The sequence below is a fragment of the Providencia xihuensis genome (assembly GCF_041953405.1).
In the GTDB taxonomy this organism is placed as follows: Bacteria; Pseudomonadota; Gammaproteobacteria; order Enterobacterales; family Enterobacteriaceae; genus Providencia; species Providencia vermicola.
The window spans coordinates 482,268-502,450 of the sequence record NZ_CP169565.1 but is presented as its reverse complement, the minus strand read 5'-3'; the positions used below and the strand labels follow the sequence as shown (position 1 = coordinate 502,450).

At 38.4% G+C, this 20,183-nt stretch carries 13 protein-coding genes; 9 read left to right on the top strand and 4 right to left on the bottom strand.

Annotated elements, in window-relative coordinates:
- Window positions 1-143: 143 nt before the first annotated feature.
- Window positions 144-7,376, bottom strand: a complete 7,233-nt coding sequence (locus tag ACE2AL_RS02170) for an Ig-like domain-containing protein (RefSeq protein ID WP_375083915.1) — start codon at window positions 7,374-7,376, stop codon at window positions 144-146.
- Window positions 7,377-7,573: 197 nt separating this feature from the next.
- Between ACE2AL_RS02170 and ACE2AL_RS02165 the strand changes: the two genes are divergently transcribed.
- The 6 genes from ACE2AL_RS02165 to ACE2AL_RS02140 are packed head-to-tail and all read left to right on the top strand — an operon-like array spanning window position 7,574 to window position 13,802.
- The gene (locus ACE2AL_RS02165; protein ID WP_272539948.1) at window positions 7,574-8,032 is read left to right on the top strand and encodes a hypothetical protein; all 459 of its coding nucleotides are present in this window, start codon (window positions 7,574-7,576) and stop codon (window positions 8,030-8,032) included.
- A complete protein-coding gene (locus ACE2AL_RS02160; protein ID WP_349422675.1) occupies window positions 7,983-8,903 on the top strand; it encodes a hypothetical protein in 921 nt (306 codons plus the stop codon). The genes ACE2AL_RS02165 and ACE2AL_RS02160 overlap by 50 nt, the downstream gene beginning before the upstream one ends.
- 3 nt (window positions 8,904-8,906) lie before the next feature.
- Window positions 8,907-10,133, top strand: a complete 1,227-nt coding sequence (locus tag ACE2AL_RS02155; protein ID WP_272539946.1) for a TolC family protein — start codon at window positions 8,907-8,909, stop codon at window positions 10,131-10,133.
- Window positions 10,108-11,364, top strand: a complete 1,257-nt coding sequence (locus ACE2AL_RS02150; RefSeq protein WP_272539945.1) for an HlyD family efflux transporter periplasmic adaptor subunit — start codon at window positions 10,108-10,110, stop codon at window positions 11,362-11,364. Before ACE2AL_RS02155 ends, ACE2AL_RS02150 begins: the two co-directional genes overlap by 26 nt.
- Before the next feature lie 4 nt (window positions 11,365-11,368).
- Window positions 11,369-11,821 (top strand): hypothetical protein, encoded by a 453-nt coding sequence (locus tag ACE2AL_RS02145; RefSeq protein ID WP_375083914.1) that lies wholly within the window; start codon window positions 11,369-11,371, stop codon window positions 11,819-11,821.
- Window positions 11,808-13,802, top strand: coding sequence for an ATP-binding cassette domain-containing protein (locus ACE2AL_RS02140; protein ID WP_375083913.1), 1,995 nt, complete (start codon window positions 11,808-11,810; stop codon window positions 13,800-13,802). The genes ACE2AL_RS02145 and ACE2AL_RS02140 overlap by 14 nt, the downstream gene beginning before the upstream one ends.
- A 79-nt stretch (window positions 13,803-13,881) precedes the next feature.
- Here ACE2AL_RS02140 and gntU read toward each other — a convergent pair whose 3' ends face one another.
- From gntU to gntR, 3 genes are all read right to left on the bottom strand, one after another.
- Window positions 13,882-15,237 carry a gluconate transporter gene (gene gntU, locus ACE2AL_RS02135; RefSeq protein WP_206086238.1) on the bottom strand — a complete coding sequence of 452 codons (1,356 nt, stop codon included), beginning with the start codon at window positions 15,235-15,237 and terminating at the stop codon, window positions 13,882-13,884.
- A complete protein-coding gene (gene gntK, locus ACE2AL_RS02130; RefSeq protein ID WP_375083912.1) occupies window positions 15,234-15,776 on the bottom strand; it encodes a gluconokinase in 543 nt (180 codons plus the stop codon). The genes gntU and gntK overlap by 4 nt, the downstream gene beginning before the upstream one ends.
- Window positions 15,777-16,162: 386 nt before the next feature.
- Window positions 16,163-17,158 (bottom strand): gluconate operon transcriptional repressor GntR, encoded by a 996-nt coding sequence (gene gntR, locus ACE2AL_RS02125; protein ID WP_206086236.1) that lies wholly within the window; start codon window positions 17,156-17,158, stop codon window positions 16,163-16,165.
- A gap of 200 nt (window positions 17,159-17,358) precedes the next feature.
- Between gntR and ACE2AL_RS02120 the strand changes: the two genes are divergently transcribed.
- Genes ACE2AL_RS02120 through ACE2AL_RS02110 form a run of 3 tightly spaced genes read left to right on the top strand, consistent with a single transcriptional unit; the run spans window position 17,359 to window position 20,173 of the window.
- A complete protein-coding gene (locus ACE2AL_RS02120) occupies window positions 17,359-18,396 on the top strand; it encodes an ABC transporter substrate-binding protein (protein WP_206086235.1) in 1,038 nt (345 codons plus the stop codon).
- 5 nt (window positions 18,397-18,401) lie between these two features.
- On the top strand, window positions 18,402-19,409 hold the full coding sequence (locus ACE2AL_RS02115; protein WP_206086361.1) for an iron ABC transporter permease: 1,008 nt from the start codon (window positions 18,402-18,404) through the stop codon (window positions 19,407-19,409).
- On the top strand, window positions 19,406-20,173 hold the full coding sequence (locus ACE2AL_RS02110) for an ABC transporter ATP-binding protein (RefSeq protein ID WP_272539942.1): 768 nt from the start codon (window positions 19,406-19,408) through the stop codon (window positions 20,171-20,173). The genes ACE2AL_RS02115 and ACE2AL_RS02110 overlap by 4 nt, the downstream gene beginning before the upstream one ends.
- The last annotated feature ends 10 nt before the right edge of the window (window positions 20,174-20,183 follow it).

Here is a 20,183-nt window from a genome sequence, read left to right as displayed (position 1 = left end):
CGGTATCTACAAAATGGATAAATCTGCCTACATTTATTGTCTTTTATCAAAATTATTGAGCAAAATAATTTATTGATTTTAGCTGATAACTCGCTTTGCCAACAGCCAAACACCACCTTAAAATAAGGTGGTGTTTGGCTTTATTAAAAGTGAATATCTTCTGTCGACAAATTATTATCAACCTCTGGTAACTGCATGAAAGCGGACGTCAGTTCATTAGCCTTTGTAGGAGGCAAACTGCTATTTAAAGTATCAACGGTAATTGTCCCTTTTTGCGAAGCGGATTGATTCCCCGCCACATCAGTTGCCGTTATCGTATACTTATGCAATCCGTCTTTCAGTACGGAGGAGGGAACCGTAAACGACCATTCCCCTTTTTCGTTCGTCGGAATGTTGTCATACAAATTCCCGCCTATCTCTACCGTGATCACCGAGCCAGCTTCACTGCTGCCTTTAAAGGTGGGTGTCGATGAGTTCGTTACGATAGACTCTTCGGCCTTTAATGTATTTGGATTAACCGCCCCCGAATCCACCAGCGTTGGGGCAACCGTATCAACGGTAATTGTCCCTTTTTGCGAAGCGGATTGATTCCCCGCCACATCGGTTGCCGTTATCGTATACTTATGCAATCCATCTTTCAGTACGGAGGAGGGAACCGTAAATGACCACTCCCCTTTTTCGTTCGTCGGAATGTTGTCATACAAATTCCCGCCTATCTCTACCGTGATCACCGAGCCAGCTTCACTGCTGCCTTTAAAGGTCGGTGTCGATGAGTTCGTTACGATAGACTCTTCGGCCTTTAATGTATTTGGATTAACCGCCCCCGAATCCACCAGCGTTGGGGCAACCGTATCAACGGTAATTGTCCCTTTTTGCGAAGCGGATTGATTCCCCGCCACATCGGTTGCCGTTATCGTATACTTATGCAATCCATCTTTCAGTACGGAGGAGGGAACCGTAAATGACCACTCCCCTTTTTCGTTCGTCGGAATGTTGTCATACAAATTCCCGCCTATCTCTACCGTGATCACCGAGCCAGCTTCACTGCTGCCTTTAAAGGTCGGTGTCGATGAGTTCGTTACGATAGACTCTTCGGCCTTCAATGTATTTGGATTAACCGCCCCCGAATCCACCAGCGTTGGGGCAACCGTATCAACGGTAATTGTCCCAGAGTTCTTCACTTCATTACCTGAACCATCAACAGCTATCACTTCATACTGATAAGCTTTATCTTCCCATTCATCTGTGACGGCTATTTCCCACTTCCCTGATGCATCAACAGTGGCCTCTTTATATGACTTACCATCAATCATCAATACAATCTTGACATATTCCTCACTCGTACCGCTAAAAACAGGTTTCTTGTGATTGGTCGTTATCTGGTTTTTGCCGTTGTTTGCATCTACCCCTGCAATATCCAATGTCAACAACGGAGGTGTCGTGTCAATCACAACTTTACCGGTTAGCCCAGTACTGCTGAGGTTTCCAGCAATATCTTCCATTATGATAGTATATTCATACTCGCCATCAGGAAACGGTTGTGGAAAGGTGTATGTCCATTGGCCTTGTTTGTCTACTTCAATTAGGGCAAATACAGATTGGCCAAACATCAGTTGCAAATTAGCCCCTGGTTCGGCAAATCCACTGAAAGTGGGTGTTGTGTTATTAATCAGGATATGGTCTTTAATCATGAGATCCTGGTGATCAACAACGCCACCAATAAGCCCCTCTGGTGCTATTGTATCGATGGTCAGCTTACCGCTGATTTGACCAGAAATGCCTTGCTGTAGGTCTTTAGTGGTGATCACATAATCATGAGGACCATCTTCTAATTTAGATGTAACCTCTATTACCCACTGACCTTGATCATCGGCTATCGTTTCATAAGCAAAAGCTATTTTATTATCAAAGATAAGTCGTACAATCGCATTCGGTTCTGTTATACCTTCAAATTTAGGTTTATTGAAATGGGTAATTCCATCATCCTGAATGCCAGAATCTTCATTGGGATCTAAACCACCTGAAATAAATGCCGTCGTTTTGACGATTAAATTACCATTGACTTTTTGTGTGCTGACTTGCCCGAGAACATCGGTTGCTTCTATCTTGTATAAATAAGAACCATCATCGAGAGGCGTTTCTGGGGGAATAGTATAATTCCACTTTCCATCAGAACCTGCTGTTGTTGTAAATACGTGGGGACCAATCGTCAGTTTAACATCTGCATATGCTTCCGTTTCGCCACTAAAGGTAGGTGTATTAATATTGATTTGCTGTATATCTTCTAATAAAACATCGTCGACAGCGCCTGTAATTTCGGGGGGTTGATTATCATAAGTAAGATTAAAGTTTAATTGACTTTCGCGATCGAGTAGATCTTTTACATTAACGACCAACTGAATACTTTCATCATGTAAGATCCCAATAGGAATAAGACTTTCAGATAATTGTAGTTCCCATACACCGTCATTATTCGCTTGAGTTGTTCCTAATAAATGGCCTTGTGCATCCATGACTTCGATATTACTGCCAGGTGTTGTGGTTCCAATTAACTTCAGGGTATTATTGTTAAACGCCACATGCTTATCTGATTCAGATATTAATAATTTATCATGTAAACCCACTGAAATTTTAGGGGGATTAATTGCTTGGTCTCCCGCTAATACAGGTATTATAATATCGTGTTCTAATATGTTACCGGCTTTATCATAAGCAATCACTTTACCATGATGCACACCATTAGGTAGTGTTAATACACCACCAATTTGCGTGCTATTTCCATCAAAGGGTTTTTCCACCCGATTATGTGTAATTGTTTGGTTATTGATTTCAATCGTATAATAATCAACTGGCGTTTTGTAATTTAAGAAAATATGAAATTTATTATTATTCGCGACTAAAGTACCTGGATGGGCATTTCCAGAATAAACACTTCCATCTATATATTCAGGGGCTATCGTATCAATAGTGAGCGTATTTTTCGCGACAATCACCCCATTATTGGCTTGAATAAATTCAATTTGATAATCCCCATCCCCTGTTATTGGAACTTCAAAACTCCATTCTCCATTGTTATCAACATCAATTAGATATAATACTCCATTAACTTTTACGGATAATTTTGCACCAATCTCAGCAATCCCTTTATAGACTGGTTTCGTAGTATTGGTAACATGGTCACCTAATACATGTGAATCTGTATCTACATCAAGCCAGTACTTTAATTCATTTACTACTACATTAAAGGTAAAATCTTGGCTAGAGCCATAGCCATCATTTAAAGTAACAGTGTAAGAATTATCCCCCGACGATAACATAAGAGTGTCTGGTGCATTAAAATACCATTTAGCTCCATTATCTGATATCGTTATTGGGTACTTATTCCCCCCAATAAAAATATGTCCACTGAGTTGATGATATGTATTATTTCCCGTAATCTCCCCAAATAAATTAGGTTTTCGGGTAAAACTAGAATAATCGTGACTTTCCCCTGTGGAGCTAGAATCAGCAGCAACATGGCTAGTTAAAACCTGATCACCTTTCATTACCCAAAGACCTTTATAATGAAAATTTTCAACTGATACGTTTCCAGAGGATGACGTAGCCGTAACCTTAATATTATCTACAGAATAACGTTGACCTTCTTTAAATAAACCAGGGGGTATCTGCAAATACCAGGTTCCATCTTTACCAACATCTGTTATTCTATATGAATAAGGCCTACCATTCGCTGTAAATGTAAATAGCATATCTGCTTTAGTATCAGGATCTATTTTCCCTTTAAAAATCGGTGTCAATACATTAGTTGCATGCGCGCCTCGATACCATACATAGTTTATATCTAGTGTTATTTTATCAAGTAAAGGTAGCGTATTATCAATAACTAATGTATCTATTCTTTCAAATAGGTTTCCAGCCGCATCAATACTAGTTATTTTAAAATCACCCATAAATTTCTCAGGTAATTCTTTATCAAACTTTAATTGCCAATTACCGTTACTATCTATTATTGTAGAAACCGTTATATTATTTAATGTAATGGTAATTTCTTGTCCTGGCTCCCCTTTTCCCGTAAAAATAGGCCTACGATTATTAGTAATAAAATCCCCTTTTATTCCTGAATCTGTATTATCCGTTAAATGAATCGTAGGTACGGAGGGAGTCGTATCAACAAATGTATGTCCGTGTACTTCCGTTGGTTTGCTATAATCAGGGTGTGTCGCGGTAACCACATAACTATTATTTCCTTCTGGCAATGGTTTGGTCGTAACTGTCCATTCACCTGTGGTCATATCCGCGGTGGTTGGGTAATCTACACCATTAATAGTTAAGGTAATTAATGCCCCTGCTGTCGCAATTCCTTCAAATTTAGGTGTATTAACATTTGTAATGTTATCACCTTGTATACCGCTGTCACTGTCAATATGTAACTTGGCTGTCAGCTCAGGGATTCTTTCTGCACCGACAAGGATAGGTAAAAAGTTAAAATCTTTGGTGATTGTTTTCTCGTTACCTGCGATATCACTCGCCGTAATCGTGTACGTATTACCTGTATCAGTATTTGCATCGACATCAAATACCAATGACCACTTCCCATCTTGATCAGCATATACAATTTTAGTCGTGTCTTTGAACTGCCCTGTAATTTTAGCCCCTGACTCTGATGTCCCGCTAATCTGTGGACGGGCTAAATGCGTTGTTTGCCCATCAAATACGGTATCACTCTGACTCGCAGGATCCAAATCCACCGTCAATGCAATTTGAGTATCAATGGTATATTGACCTTGATATGACGAGGTATTACCCGCCAAATCGGTGACTGTGACAGTATACGTGCTTGTATTATCAGATTGTGGAACGGTAAGGCGAACTTCCCAATAGCCATTTTCATCTGCAATTCGCTCTCGCGTGCCTCCCGCATAACCAGGTAAATTAATTATTACGGTTGAATAAGGCTTCGTCACACCACAAATAAATGGCTGTATATTCTGTGTAATGTTATCCCCAATCACACCTGTGTCAGTTCCAGCCTTCATGGCCGCGTCCGCAGAAGGAGGGGCGGTATCAATCTGGACATTTTCCATGAATACGCTTTGGTTACCCACGTTATCGGTTACCTTAACCGTTAATAAATGGGAGCCATCAGTCAACGCATCAGAGATTTGTAACGACCAATCCCCATTCTCATCGGCTTTACTGCTGTACTCATGCTTTCCTATTGTTACCTTAATGGTCGCATTTGCTTCGGTTTTTCCTGATAACGTTGGTGTGGTTTGGTTTGTTAGAAAGCCATGCCCTCCCTCTAAAATGGTCGTTGCATTGGGCAAGGATGTTTTTATGATGACCGTATCTTCTACCGTTTTCTGATTTCCCGCCGCATCAACCGCGGTCACTTGGTATTTATATAGCCCTTCTGGTAACGGTTGTTTGACCAGAATATCCCAAACACCGTTTTCGTCCGCAACCGTAGTCAGTATTTGACCAGCAATATTGAGGGTAATTTTGCTGTTTGCCTCCGCCATACCTGAAAAAATAGGTTGTTTATTGTTAGTTAGCTTATCCCCTACCGCGCCGCTGTCTGTTTGAGTATCTAAAGCAACGGTAACGTTTTCTACTGTCGTATCAAGGGTAAAAAACCCATTGAATGAGGATTCGTTTCCCGCTAAATCAGTAACATGTACTTGATAGTCGTAATTTCCATCTTGAGTGAGCGTTGGCAGAGTCAAATGCCATGAACCATCAGCTTCGGTGGTCACTGGATATGAATTGCCATCAAAAATAATGCGGATCGCTGAATCAGGTTTCGTGGACCCCGTCAATACAGGTTGAGGGTCTTGGGTGATATTATCCCCTTCATTTCCACTGTCACTTTCGCTTGTGAGTTTTGCCGTAGCAGAAGGCTTTCGCGTATCTACCACTATACTATCGGTAACCGTACTCTGATTTCCCGCCGCATCCATTACCTTGACGCTAAACAAATGGTTTCCATCTGGCAACCCTTGCAGAATTTGTAATGACCAATTTCCTTGGTCATCTGCCTGCGCGCTGTACTCTTGACCATCAATAGATACCTTAACCGTTAATCCCGCTTCCGTTTTCCCCATTAACATTGGCTGCGTCTGATTGGTTAAAAAACCATTGCCCCCATCAAGAGTAGCGGTAATTTCTGGTGCCGTGGTTTTTATTGTCAACGTGTTCGTGGTCGTATTTTGGTTCCCAGCAGCATCCGTTGCTGTCACATGGTATGTATATTGGTCATCCTGAAGCAAATTTCCTACTGTCACCCGCCAGATGCCTTTTTCATCCGCGACAGTCGTCAGTACCTGTTTATCAATTGTAAGAACAACAGTGCTCCCAGCTTCCGATACACCAGTAAATGTCGGTTGTGAATGATGCGTCAGCTTATCTCCTAACGTGCCACTGTCAGCATGCACATCAATATCAGCAGTTAATGTGTTAAGCGCTGTATCAATTGTCAGTTGCCCTTTAACCAGTATAGGTGCCTCATTACCTCGCGATGCTCCTAATTCATAATCATGTACCCCATCTTTGAGCGGGGGAGTAATTTGCAATACCCAGTTACCATTGTTATCGGCGGTAATGGGGTAGCGTGTACCACCAATCATTAAATAGGCATTTGAGTCTAATGAAACAGTTCCCGTAAAAGTTGGGGTATTATTTTGAGTAATGTGATCCCCAGCTTTGCCTGAATCGCTCTCTTCGCTCAATTTCCCTGATATATATACTGTCGAAGGAGGAAGAATAGCAGCATTATTATCTTTAGGTTTACTCGCAGAAGAGCTTGTTGACACTGATGAAGACGGTGGAGCAGGCTGAAGTGAGGGGGAAACTGAAGGCTGTGTAGCAGCCTCCTCTTGTTTATCAGCCGCCTGTGCTTTCGCTTTTGCTTGTTGTTCTAATTGGCTATTCGCTTCAGCTAACTTTGCCAATGACGCATTTATTTGCGCCTCTTGGTTTTCATTTATCAACTCCAAACCGCTTACAATCTCAGCTAACTCTTCGTTCTTTTTATTTAAAGCATCTAATTTTTCAATAAATTTCTGTGAATCATTTTCTATGTCATCCTCAATTTCTTCATTATCGTTCATTTCAACAAAGTCACTGGAGAACTGCTCTTTGATATATACTGAATCCACACCAATATTCATTTTTATTGAAGATATAATTTCATCTTGAGATATTGAGTTACCATTTTCATTTGTTAAGGTAATATTCCCCAAAATAATATCAGATAGTCCATTAGGAATTTTACTCGATGTTCCATCTGGTTTAATAACAATGAGATCTAACCCTTGAACTTTAAAGGATTTAATCACTATATCTTTTTTATCTGACGAATTATTTATACTTTCCATTTTCCCACTTAATCTTCTATTAATTTAAAAAATAAATATTTCTATTTTTACATTATATAGGCTTTATAAAAAATAATTAGACTCACAGCGCCATATGAACTGATACTCCATTATTTTGAGCTGATTATCTTATGAGCTAAAGATAATAATACCTATAATAACTCGCAGTAGAAAATGCTCGTGGAGTTAAAAATAAAATGAAAGAAGAGGACTATGATGGCTCGGATGAAGAACTCGCCCCCATGGTTGATGGATTAAGTGGAACACTATGTATTATAATTTTAGTTTCTATGGTTTTTATATTCAGTGGCATGAAAAGCGTTATCTCATATATAAACTATGAAAAACTTAATTTTGAAAGTGTTCATATTGATATAAAAAAAAGAGTTATTTATTTCAAAGGAGGCATTAACTTACAAGAAGATAACGCTAAAATACTCATTGAGGAATTTAGAAATAGCATTGGTGACAAAATAATATTGAAAGGATATGTTGATAATAAAATATCTGAAAGTAAAGATAAAAACATCTATAACCTTATTTATATAGCATCATTAATAAAAAATCTTGAATTGAATAAAACCGTACTTTTTGAAAAAGGAATGAGTGAGTATTGTTCAGGATGGAATTCATGTATTTATTGGGATTACAAATAATATGTATTATATTGGATTATTCTTTTATGCGGTGACTTTTTCAGCCTCTTTTTTACTAAAAGAAGTTAGAGAAATGATAGCACAATGTCTTTTATTAGCACCCGAGATAAGCTATGCCATGATTGGTATATATATTTATCCGCTAATTATTTTCTTGTATCACAAAATTTTCAAACGGAATGAACAGGAAAACTATATTTTTCTATCTAACCAAACCAAACTCTCTGCATCTGTTAGTGTGTCATTAGGGCTAATTGGTACATTTATCGGTTTAACAGGGATGATAACTGCGATTTCTGCATCACTCGGTGGCGATGGCGATGTCTCGGCAAAAATGAATGCCATGATTTCGTCGATCTCTATGGCACTAAATTCAATGTCATTTGCTTTTTTAACCTCAATTCTTGGTGTGGCCATCTCAGTTTTGCTATTGATTAGTCTAAATTTCTTTAATTTCTTTTATAAAAAGGAACAGAAAAAAGAGAAAAAGGAATCTATTTCAAAATACACCAACGAAATCGATGATATTCAACAAAAGCTGGCTTCATTAAAAGATATCAATATTAATATCGCTGAAAAAATAATTTCCATTTCAGAAAACAATGATTTAGCCAAGGAAATATCTGTTCACTTAGCAACGTTATCATCTTGTACGATGGAAAATCTTAATGTTTTGAAATCGATTAAAACATCTCATGATGATTGGAAAGAAATACTCGAAAATCACTTAACTGAAGAAAAAAACATAAGAAAAATTGATAATGCCAAAATGGCAGAAATTATATTAGAAATAAATAAAACCACGCAATGGATGAAAGAAAAATCCCTTGAAAATAAAAACAAAATGATAGCATTGCTATCGATGGATTAAAGCATGCGTAAAATATATTATACATTAGCTATTTCTATGGTTATTTTTTCTATCAATCATTGTTTTGCAAATAGTGAAAGCTTCAATTTATTTATTGATAAAGTATTAAATAATTCAACTTCAGTAAAAATAAAAGAGCTAGAACTAGAAGCTGAAGGATATAGAGCCAAACAAACTGAATATTTTTATTTACCCAAAGTATCTGCTACTAGCAAGATTAAAAATAACAAAGAGCCAGCAGATGGAAGCTTGACGGCAACATCACTGATTTATGACAGCGCTCTAATGCATCGATTTTCAGAGAAGAATCTCAAGCTAAAAATTTCTGAGCTTGCACTCAATAAAGAAAAAGAGGAGCTTTATACAGCAGTAACGGGAAATTTAATTGGCATTCATTTCCTATCTGAATTAACTAAAAGCACAACAAAATTACATCATAATGCACAAGATATCTTTAACCTAATTAACCGACGCTATAATAGTGGCGTTGCCAAAATCAGTGATGTTGAACAAGCAACATTACTAATGCAACGCATTGAGACAGAAAGAAAAAACATTGAAAAGGAAATCGAACAATATAAATCGAATATTGAAGTGATCTCTGGTATCACCTTTCCTAAAGAAGGTGTTAACATTCCTAGTAGGTTAATTAAAAATTTAAAGTCAACCTTTATTGATAATGACCATACCAATCAAAATATAGATTACAACATGCTGAAGATGCAAGCAGATGCCATAAAAGAAAATGCTTATCAGCAAAATTCCCTGTTCAGTATTAATTTAGTTGCAGAAGAAAAGTATGCCGAGCAAAAAAGAAGTCATAATGAGTCTTATATTGGATTAGATCTCAAAGTTAATGTTTTTGATATTGACAAAATTTTTTCCGAATCAGCTCAGCTAAAAACATATGCCGCTGTACAAAAAAAAGCTGATTATAAATATCAAGAACTCACTGCAAAAATAAAAAATTTAAAACTGATATCATCCTCTAACCAATCAGAATTGGCAGGACTCCAAGAGCAACGTAATACTATGTACTCTATTATAAAAAGCCAAGAGCGAGAATATAGTATTTCACAATCGTCATTTTACGAAATGGTCAATACCTTATTCGATATACTGACAATAGAAAGGCGTATTGCAGAACTAACGATTTCAGACATAAAAAATAAGATGGAATATATACAACTAATTGGAAATATAAATGAAATTAAAAAACTGCATCAGTAACATTTTCCGTACATCGAAAAAAATTCGTGTTTTCATAGGCATAATATCCATATTTATAACATATTTAATTTTTGCTGAAATTGATGTTTCTTCTCCTGGTGAGGGGGTTATTTCTGGCACATCTAATCGTTTAGAGATTGTAAGCCCTGCATCGGGTTTTATTAATCAATTTAATATAAAATCAGGTGATAATGTTAATAAAGACCAAATTTTATTTTCATATACTAACTTGGATACTTTTCATCAAGAGAAAACACTCACCAATTTAGTTAGTTTTGCTAGTGACAGAATTAGTGAACTAGAGGAAAACAAAAAATTATTAAATAATATTTTAGATGGCGAGATTAATAATGAATCAGAGTTTCTTGCTAGAACCACCCATAAAAAAAGTAAGACATTCAGTGCTTATAAAGGGTTATATGAAAATATTTTATTGCACATGGAGATCCATAACCTAAAAGAGCAGTATATTGCTCAAAATAAAGATTTAATTGAACTAAAAAATCAAATTACAATTCTAAAAAGAAAAGGAAAGTTATTGGCTTCAGCTGGAGCCCCTGAAATAGAAAAACTGAATAATAATGCAGATATCAGCAGAACAACCTCATTAGTAACAACAGGGGAGTTGAATGCTCAAGGATTACTAAGAGAAATTGCATTATCAGAAAAAAAATATACAACTAAATTAATTAGTGAAATACAAGATAATGAAGATCAACTTAATCGACTGAAAAAAGAAAGGCTAGAAAATATAGGTCAAGTGGAATTACTGCAAAACAAAATTAGAGCAAATAGTGTCCTCTCCCCAACTGATGGTATTGTATTAAGTATAGAAAAAGATCTGGAGCAAGGATCCTATGTCGAAGCTTCAAACGTTGTTATGGTGATCAAAAAGAATCAAGACTCTCGGGTTATTGATGCAAAAGTACTTGCTAAATATCGACCATTCATTAGTCTCGAACTTCCTGCAAAGGTGATTGTGAACTCCCCTGGATTCAAGAAAATCATTCTTGGGAAAGTGACAAAAATTAGTGCAGACTCTTTTGCAGATAAAGAACGGATGAGTAATGAACGTTTTTATTCAATCCAAATAACGCCTATACAAGATACTGTTATTTTACCTGAACATGATGGTTTACCTGTCATGGTTTATATATCAAGTAAGAAAGTATCAGTTCTGAGTTACTTAACGGCATTAATTAGCGATAATATTTCATTCAACGTATGGTGATTATATGTTAGGTTTCATTTCTGCCTTATCAGCAGCCGTTGCAACCATGATACTCCTCATGTCAGTACTATTAGCAAACGTCTTAGCAAGTGCATTAACAGAGGAAGAAAATAAAAATAAAGCAGTTTTAATGAATATTGATTATCAAGATAAAGGTAAAGGTGAAGGTGAAGGTGAAGGTGACGGTGAATATGTTAACTTAAAAATGATGAAATCATTGATATTCAGTAGTGAGGTTTTAACAGCAATAAAAAAAACTCAAACTAAAAATATCGACCTTTATTGTAGTTATGGTCATAACTTAAACTTAGATGCAGCACTAACTTACACTATCTATAACACAATATTAATTAAACGAAACATTCAAAAAGTTAATGTAACGGCCAATTCACCTATTGAAGATACTGAAAATATTAACACATGTTATTTGAAGAGTAACGATAATGAAAGAACATAATTTTCATGAAGCAATTAAGAAATATTTTTTTTTACTGGGTGAGCCACTGATGTCATCATCATTATCCTATGACCAAAAATATATTTTAACACATATTAATGAATTTATTGATAATGATTTTTTCACATACCAATATGCTGCTATAGATTATAATAACGATACTGCAAAGCCAACATTATTCATAATGGAAATTTTTGAAGATAAGTATATAGTCATTAAAAATCAAGGAAATAAATTTATAAACCTGACGACTAATGAAATTATTAATAAAGAACTTCTTGAAAATAAAAATTTATTTTTCTTTAGAGCTAGTGAAAGGCCATTAAGTGAAGATGGAATATATTCATCATTGATAAAACTAACACCTAATTCAAACTTATTCTCTCTGCCTTTAATCCTTTTCGCTTTATTATTGCCTTTATACTCTAACCTTTTTAACTCTAGGTTAGTCTATAGCGAATCAGTTACATCTTTAATCTATATTAGTTTTATTTTTCTTTTTGTTGTTGGATTTGAATTTTTTCTTAAACATCTTATTCATGAAAAAAATCTAAAAAAGATTAAGTTAAATATTGGTATATGTAATCGATATTTTATTAATTTATTGAGAAAATCTAATTGCAAAAATGCGGCCATCAAAATCAGAACCATTGAAACATCTATTTCACAAATATGGGAAATTAGACCACAAATAATTTATGATATTGGCCTTACAGCTTTATTTTCCTTATGCATCATCGGTATGCTCGGGTTTTTCTCCATTTTTCTCCTACTCTATTACACAGGACTAGTTTTTCTTTGCCTGCATATTCGTTTTAAATCATATAAAAATATGTTAAAAGCAAATACGCTTAATTATGAAAAGTCCGCTATGCTTTACTCATTAGAGCAGAAGAAAAAAGAGCTTAACTTTATCAATGATTCGCATTTTAAATACTATATTGATGCTAAAACCAATGAAGATGAAAAAATAAAATTACAGCTTAACGAAGCAAATCATCATTGGATGGAAGTCATTAAAATGAATTCATTTATATCGATGATAGTCATGTATGTATCCTGTTATCTAGCTATCGACAGCGGAGCGCTTAGCCTGGCATCAATAATTGCAGTACTCATTATTAATGGCCGGCTTTCAGCTTCGATCACAAGTACAATTAACCGCTGTTTTGTAGCCAAAACACATTTATTTCATATTAAATCGAGTATTAATCAGCTAACTCAAAATGCTATCATTAATTACAAAGAAGAAGGTGTTTTAATCGGCTCTATAAACAGTGTTGATGCAAAAAATATAGCGATAAGTTTCAATGGAAAAACAATTATTAATGACCTGAATATTGAAGCAAAAGCAGGTGATATTATCGGTATCACAGGCCTATCTGGTTCTGGAAAAACATCTCTTATCAATGTACTGAATGGCACATCAACAAATTATACTGGCGAAGTAACAATCAATGACGTGAAGCTCAATGAAATTTCCGTACGTTATTTTCAAGAAAAAGTGGCTTATCATTCTGGCATTTCTACTTTTATTAATGGCAGCATCCGGGATAACTTTAACCTTCATGGCATTTTCGACAATGCCATCATCATTCATATAATCAAATTATGCTGCCCAAGACTGAATATTAGCAAAGAAACATTGGATGATATGTTCATCAGTGACGTTCAAGCTTCAACTGGTGAAAAACAGAAGTTAATGTTAGCTATTACATTATTCAAAAGGCCTGAAATTCTCTTTTTAGATGAATCAACTTCGTTTATGGCAACGCATGATGCGATAGTATTTATCCGATTACTCATCAATGAGTTTAACCTAAAAAATTCCATTATTTTCTTTTCCACCCATGATATGGGGCTATTACCTCTTTTTACACAACATATTGCATTATCCCCTACGGATACAAATATTCGGCTTGTTTCAGGAGCTAAAAAACAGAGAGACGAAATTATTATTCCTAAAATCACATTGAACTAAATATCAAAAAGCCTTCACTTCAATGTGAAGTGAAGGCTTTCGTGATGTATGAATATCAATAATTTCTTACTGTGCTAACTTACAAAAAAACAAAGAAAATCATTCCTATAACCGCACCTGTCGTGCCCAAAATCGTTTCCATCACACTCCACGTTTTCAGGGTTTGTGCTTCTGTTGCGCCCGTAAATTTACCGAACAACCAGAAACCTGAGTCATTCACATGACTTAAAATTAATGAACCACCTGAAATACAGATTGCGAGTGCGGCTAACTGCGCACCAGAGTAACCGAGTTCATTGATAACAGGTAACACTAAACCAACTGTTGTTAAACAAGCTACTGTTGCTGAGCCTTGGATCACACGTACAGCTCCCGCGAGAACGAAACACGCAACAGCAATAGGTAAACCTGCACCAATTAAAGAATCACCTAGCGCAGGGCCAACACCAGAATCCACCAAAATTTGTTTAAATACCCCACCAGCACCTGTTACAAGCAAGATAATCCCAGCAGGTTGGATAGCCGCAGAACACACCGCCATGACTTTTTCTTTATCCATACCATAACGGAAGCCTAAACCATAGATTGCCAGTAAACAGGCTAACAATAATGCAGTAAAAGGGTGCCCAATAAATTCTAGCCAATGTTCAAGCGGGGTCCCTTTCTCAACTAAGTGTGTTCCAATCGTTTTTAAACCCACCAACACTAATGGAAACAGCACTAAACATAAGCTGAATCCAAAACTTGGCATTTTGCCATGCTCTGTTTTAGGTGCTTGGTAATCCGCAGGAATATCAATATGAACAAACTTGCTGATAAAATTACCAAATAAAGGTCCAGCTAAGATCATACCTGGAATAGCGGCACACAAGCCGATTAAAATCATCCAGCCATAGTCAGCACCCATTTGCGATGCAACCAACATCGGTGTTGGCCCAGGTAATAAGAAGGCCGCTGCGGCTGCAACCCCAGCAAATAATGGGATAGCAAGGCGAACAACATTATGACCAGTACGATTTGCGACGGCAAACACCACACCGATTAACAAAACAATAGCCACGTCAAAGAAAAGAGGCAGTGCACAAATTAGCCCAGCAACACCCACTGCATAATGGGCATTCTTTTCACCAAACAAGTTAAGTAGCTTATTCGCTATCTGGTCTAATGCGCCTGTTTCATGCAAAATCTTACCGAACATCGCACCGAGTGCGACCACAATTGCCAAGAACCCCAATGTTCCCGCCATCCCTTTTTGCATGGTTTCCGTGATTTGCTGCACAGGCATCCCTGAAAATAGTCCTGCACCTATGGAAACAATCATCAACGCGACGAAAGCATGCAAGCGTGCGTACATCACTAAAAATAGCAGCAGAACAACAGAGCCCACTGCGGTGAGTACCAACGTGAGCGTACTGAGCGTTTCAACGGTATTCATACTTTATCTCCTGCGACAACCTGTGTAATCGTTGAGCAGGTATTACCGATGACGTCTTCAAGAGGCTGGCGAATATCAACCGCATGCACATCAGTTTCTGCTTCATTTGGCTCTTCTAAAGTAGCAAATTGCGTTTTGAGCATTTCTGGCTTGAAAAAATGCCCTTTACGCGCTTTGAGTCGTTCTTCAATAACGCTAGCATCGCCTTTTAAATAGATAAAAAATAAGTTCTTATTACCTTCTCTTAAAATATCACGATAGGCTTTCTTCAGTGCAGAACATACCACTAACGAAATCTCATTCGTTCTTTGCATAGCAAAAATAGCTTGGTTCAGCGACATCAACCAAGGCTGACGATCTTCATCATTTAGAGCATGCCCTGATGCCATTTTTAAAATATTTGATTTAGGGTGCAGAAAGTCACCGTCAAGGAAGGCCGCTTGCAATTGCTGAGCAACACCGCTTGCTACAGCAGATTTACCGCTACCCGATACCCCCATTAGGACAAATGTGTAGTTTTGTTTTTGGGTATCACTCATAGGAAACTCCTTAGGCTTTATTGTTGTTCTATTCTTTTCATCATCCAGCAATATGTTACCGGTAACGTTATTACGGGTAACATTATTATCAGTACGGATTTATTGCAATCAAATTGGCGAATAAGAGAACAGATCTGTGATACCACTCTCAATCTGTAATCAGAAAAGACAGGTGAAGAACAAAGCAAAACTCGTAAATAAAAAACAAAAAGTATATTTAAAATTTATTCTTTCTCTTCAAGCATTCCCCTTCAAACATTCCTCTAAATAATTCGTGTTGTCGCTAGGCGGCAAACAAGCCAAGCCCTGGGAACATACATAAGTATGTGACTAGAGTTGGCGAGTGCAGGCAACAACGCGACAGCGCGAAGTATGACGAGGAATAATTAGATGCTTTCGCCGGTAAGGACAGAAAACCCCACATCAAAGTGCGTCTCCGTAAGCTTCTTACCTGACATGCGGGCTAGGAGCACTTCTGCCGCCTTGCGCCCCATTTGATCTCTTGGCGTAAGGATACTGGCCAATTTCGGTGTCATCACTTGACCCACATCGTGCCCATGGAAACCTGAAATAGCTAAGTCTTGCGGAATATGAATCCCCAACCGCTGGCATTCAAATATCGCCCCTATCGCCAAGTCATCATTGGTACAAAACAACCCATCTGTATCGGGGTACTTCTCTAAACAATCATGCAATAACTTCGCCCCTAGCGAATAAGATGAGCTCTCCTGTGTCATCACATTACGGAACTCTAAATGGGCATCTAACATGGCTTGCTCGTAGCCTTTTAAGCGGATAAACGTTCGCTCATCATGCCTCGCCCCGATATACACCACTTTGCGACAACCTCGTTCTATCATCGCATGTGTCATTTGGCGAGAAGCTTCAAAGTTATCAATCCCCACGGCAACATCTAAGCAAGGTGAAACACTGTCCATAATCTCAACAACAGGGATGCCTGCAGTTTTTAGCATACGTAAGGTGCGCTCAGTGTGCGTCCTCTCTGCCAAAATCACGCCATCAATGTTATAAGAGAGTAATGAGGTTAGCCTTTCTTCTTCTTTTTCAGGTAAATAACCGTAGTGAGCTAACATGGTTTGATAGCCATGACAATCAGTGACCGCTTCTATCCCTCGGATCACTTCCGCAAAGACTTGGTTAGTTAATGAAGGAAGCAAAACACCAATCGCGTGGCTAGTTGAATTTGACAAAATATCAGGGGCTTTATTGGGAATATAGCCCAAACTTTCGAGCGCTTCGGCAATTTTCTCGCGCAAAGGCTCTGAAACTTGCTCTGGATTACGTAAAAAACGGCTCACCGTCATTTTCGTGATGCCGACTTGATCTGCTACATCCTGCAGTGAGGGTCTTTTCTTCTTCATAAGTCCAAAGTGATATTCATTAAATTAACGTTCTCTATGTTCAGCTATCTTTTTATTGATAGCAATGTTTGTTACTGATTTACATCACACAAATGTCGAGTTTTTCTAACAACTCGACTTTTCAGGTTGACTCTCTACTATGACTCCGCTAATTTTCGCGCTATATAACTATTATCATAACGGGTGTGTTCATATTTATTATGGCAATCAATCGTAGACAATTTCTTCAATCCAGTGCCTTACTTGCGGCTTTCTACAGTTTGCCTAGTTTCGCTAAAGGCCAGCGCTTTGTCGAAGAAGCACTCTTTGGCGAACTTCCTCTTGCAAGCCATATTCAGCGCGTTATCAGCTCGGGACCACCCTCTGATTTACTGATGTTTGCTCTTGCCCCAGAAAAAATGGTGGGGTTTGCTTCGATTTCACTAAACAAAGGCCATACTGGGCTTTTCGCACAACAATGGCGCAATTTTCCCGTTTACGGCCGCTTAGCGGGTCGAGGCAGTACGCTATCATTAGAACAACTTTTATCCTATAACCCTGACTTAATTATAGACACTGGCAATATTGATGATACTTATCGCTCACAAGCAGAGAAAGTGGCGAAACAGACCAATATTCCCTATTTATTGATTGCAGGTGGATTAAAAGACTCCCCCCAACAACTCACTCAGCTTGGTGAAACTCTCGGTGTTGAACCTCAAGCACAAAAACTCAGCCAACTCGCCCAGCGTTATCTGGATGATGCGGTTGCCTTTGCTAATAAACCCCAACAAAAACCATTAAGTTTTTACCTTGCTCGTGGGGCAAAAGGGCTAGAAACAGGCGCTAAAGGCTCGATTCATACCGAAGCCATAGAAATGCTCGGTTTGCGTAACGTCGTAGATATCCCTAATTTTCGCGGGCTCACCTCCATTTCCATGGAGCAACTTTATCAATGGAACCCTGATATTATTATAACGCAATATGATGAAGCCATTGAATTTATGACGTCCTCACCACTGTGGAAAGGGCTAGATGCTATCGCCAATCAGCAATTGCTTGTCTTTACGGGCATGCCATTTGGCTGGTTAGATGGCCCTCCTGGCGTTAACCGCCTTCTTGGCATGCGCCGTTTACAAAGCCACTTTGATGGCCATATTGCCGCGACGATAAAGCAAGATATTGCTGAATTCTTTGACCTTTTCTATCATTCACCATTAACCTCTGAGCAGGTTGATTTACTGATGGAAAAATCATGAGTGGAATGACGTACAAAGGGGTTAAACCCTTATTATTAATTCTCATTTTATTCGTTAGCTTAGTGATTGCTTTAACGAGTGGTAAGTATTCACTTACCCTCGATGAACTGTACCGCCTATTTGCCAGTTTATTTTCCTCTCAAGTTGATGTTAGTGACCCACGTAATGAAACCGTTTTTTGGCAAATACGTTTCCCTCGCACATTAGCTGCAATTATTATTGGCGGAGCACTATCCATTGCAGGTGCGGCTTACCAAGGTATGTTTCGCAACCCACTGGTTTCCCCCGATATTTTAGGGGTTTCAGCAGGTGCTGGCGTTGGCGCTGTTGTCGGTATTTTCTTTGGACAATCATTGATTTATATTCAGTTAGCCGCCTTTATTGGGGGCTTAATCACCGTGGCCGTCGTGTGTTTTATTGCGCGTCTTGCACGCCAACATGATCCAATTTTATCGTTAGTCCTTGTCGGTGTTGCCATCAGCGCCATTTGTGGCTCTGCCATTTCTTTGATGAAAATTTTGGCAGACCCTTACACCCAATTACCTTCGATTACATTTTGGTTGTTAGGCGGGCTATCATCCATTACGCAAGAAGACCTTTTGTCCGTCTTGCCATTAATGATAATCGGCATCATTCCCCTGCTATTATTACGATGGCGAATGAATTTGCTGAGCTTATCGGATGAAGAAGCCAAAAGCCTTGGTATTAATGTGAGTTTAATGCGCGCTATCTTTATCGTCTGCGCCACGTTACTCACGGCGAGTGCGGTATCCATTGCGGGGATTATTGGTTGGATAGGGTTGATTGTACCCCATATCACTCGGATGATAGTGGGCGCTAACTTTCGTTACCAGCTCCCTGCATCACTGGCGATTGGAGCAATTATGCTGCTGATCACGGATACCCTCGCTCGTACAATTGCCGCCATTGAACTACCGTTGGGGATCCTCACCTCTGCGGTCGGTGCACCGTTCTTTTTGGCTATTTTATTGCAAACAAGGCGGGTCAAATGACGATAATGACCCTTAATAACGTTGCCATTGGCTACCACAACACCACAATCATTGATGGCATCAATCTTTCCTTACCTGAAAAGGAAATTACTTGCCTGCTGGGTGCAAATGGTTGCGGCAAAACCACCTTAATGAAAACGTTATTAGGTTTGCTACCCGCAATCCATGGCGAAATTTTGCTCAATAATCAGTCCATAAAAACGCTAAAACAGCGGGACATCGCAAGAGTGATTGCTTACGTACCACAAGCTCACGATACGCCTTTTACCTTTACTGTATTAGATATGGTTATGATGGGCTTAACCCCTCATATTTCTTTATTTTCTGTCCCTGGTGATAGCGAAAAAAACCAAGCTCTTCAACAACTCGAACGGCTGAACATCCCTCACCTTGCGACTCGCCTTTACAGCACACTCAGTGGCGGCGAAAAACAATTAGTCTTAATCGCCCGTGCGTTAATACAAAAACCCTTGCTACTGATTATGGATGAACCTGCCGCTAGCCTCGATTTTGGTAACCAAATTCGCCTACTTGAGCAAATTGAGAAATTGAAAGCCCATGGCATGACCGTGTTGATGTCGACCCACCACCCACAACACGCCGCCGCCATCGCTGACAACGTCATTTTGCTAGACAAACAACAAAAAGCGCGACAAGGCTTATCAAAAAGTATGTTAACACTTACTAACTTGGCAGCACTTTATAATGTGGATGAGCGCAGTATTCAAGCTCACTTCCAGCTTCCATCAACGTTTTCTTATTAAGGTCAGGGAT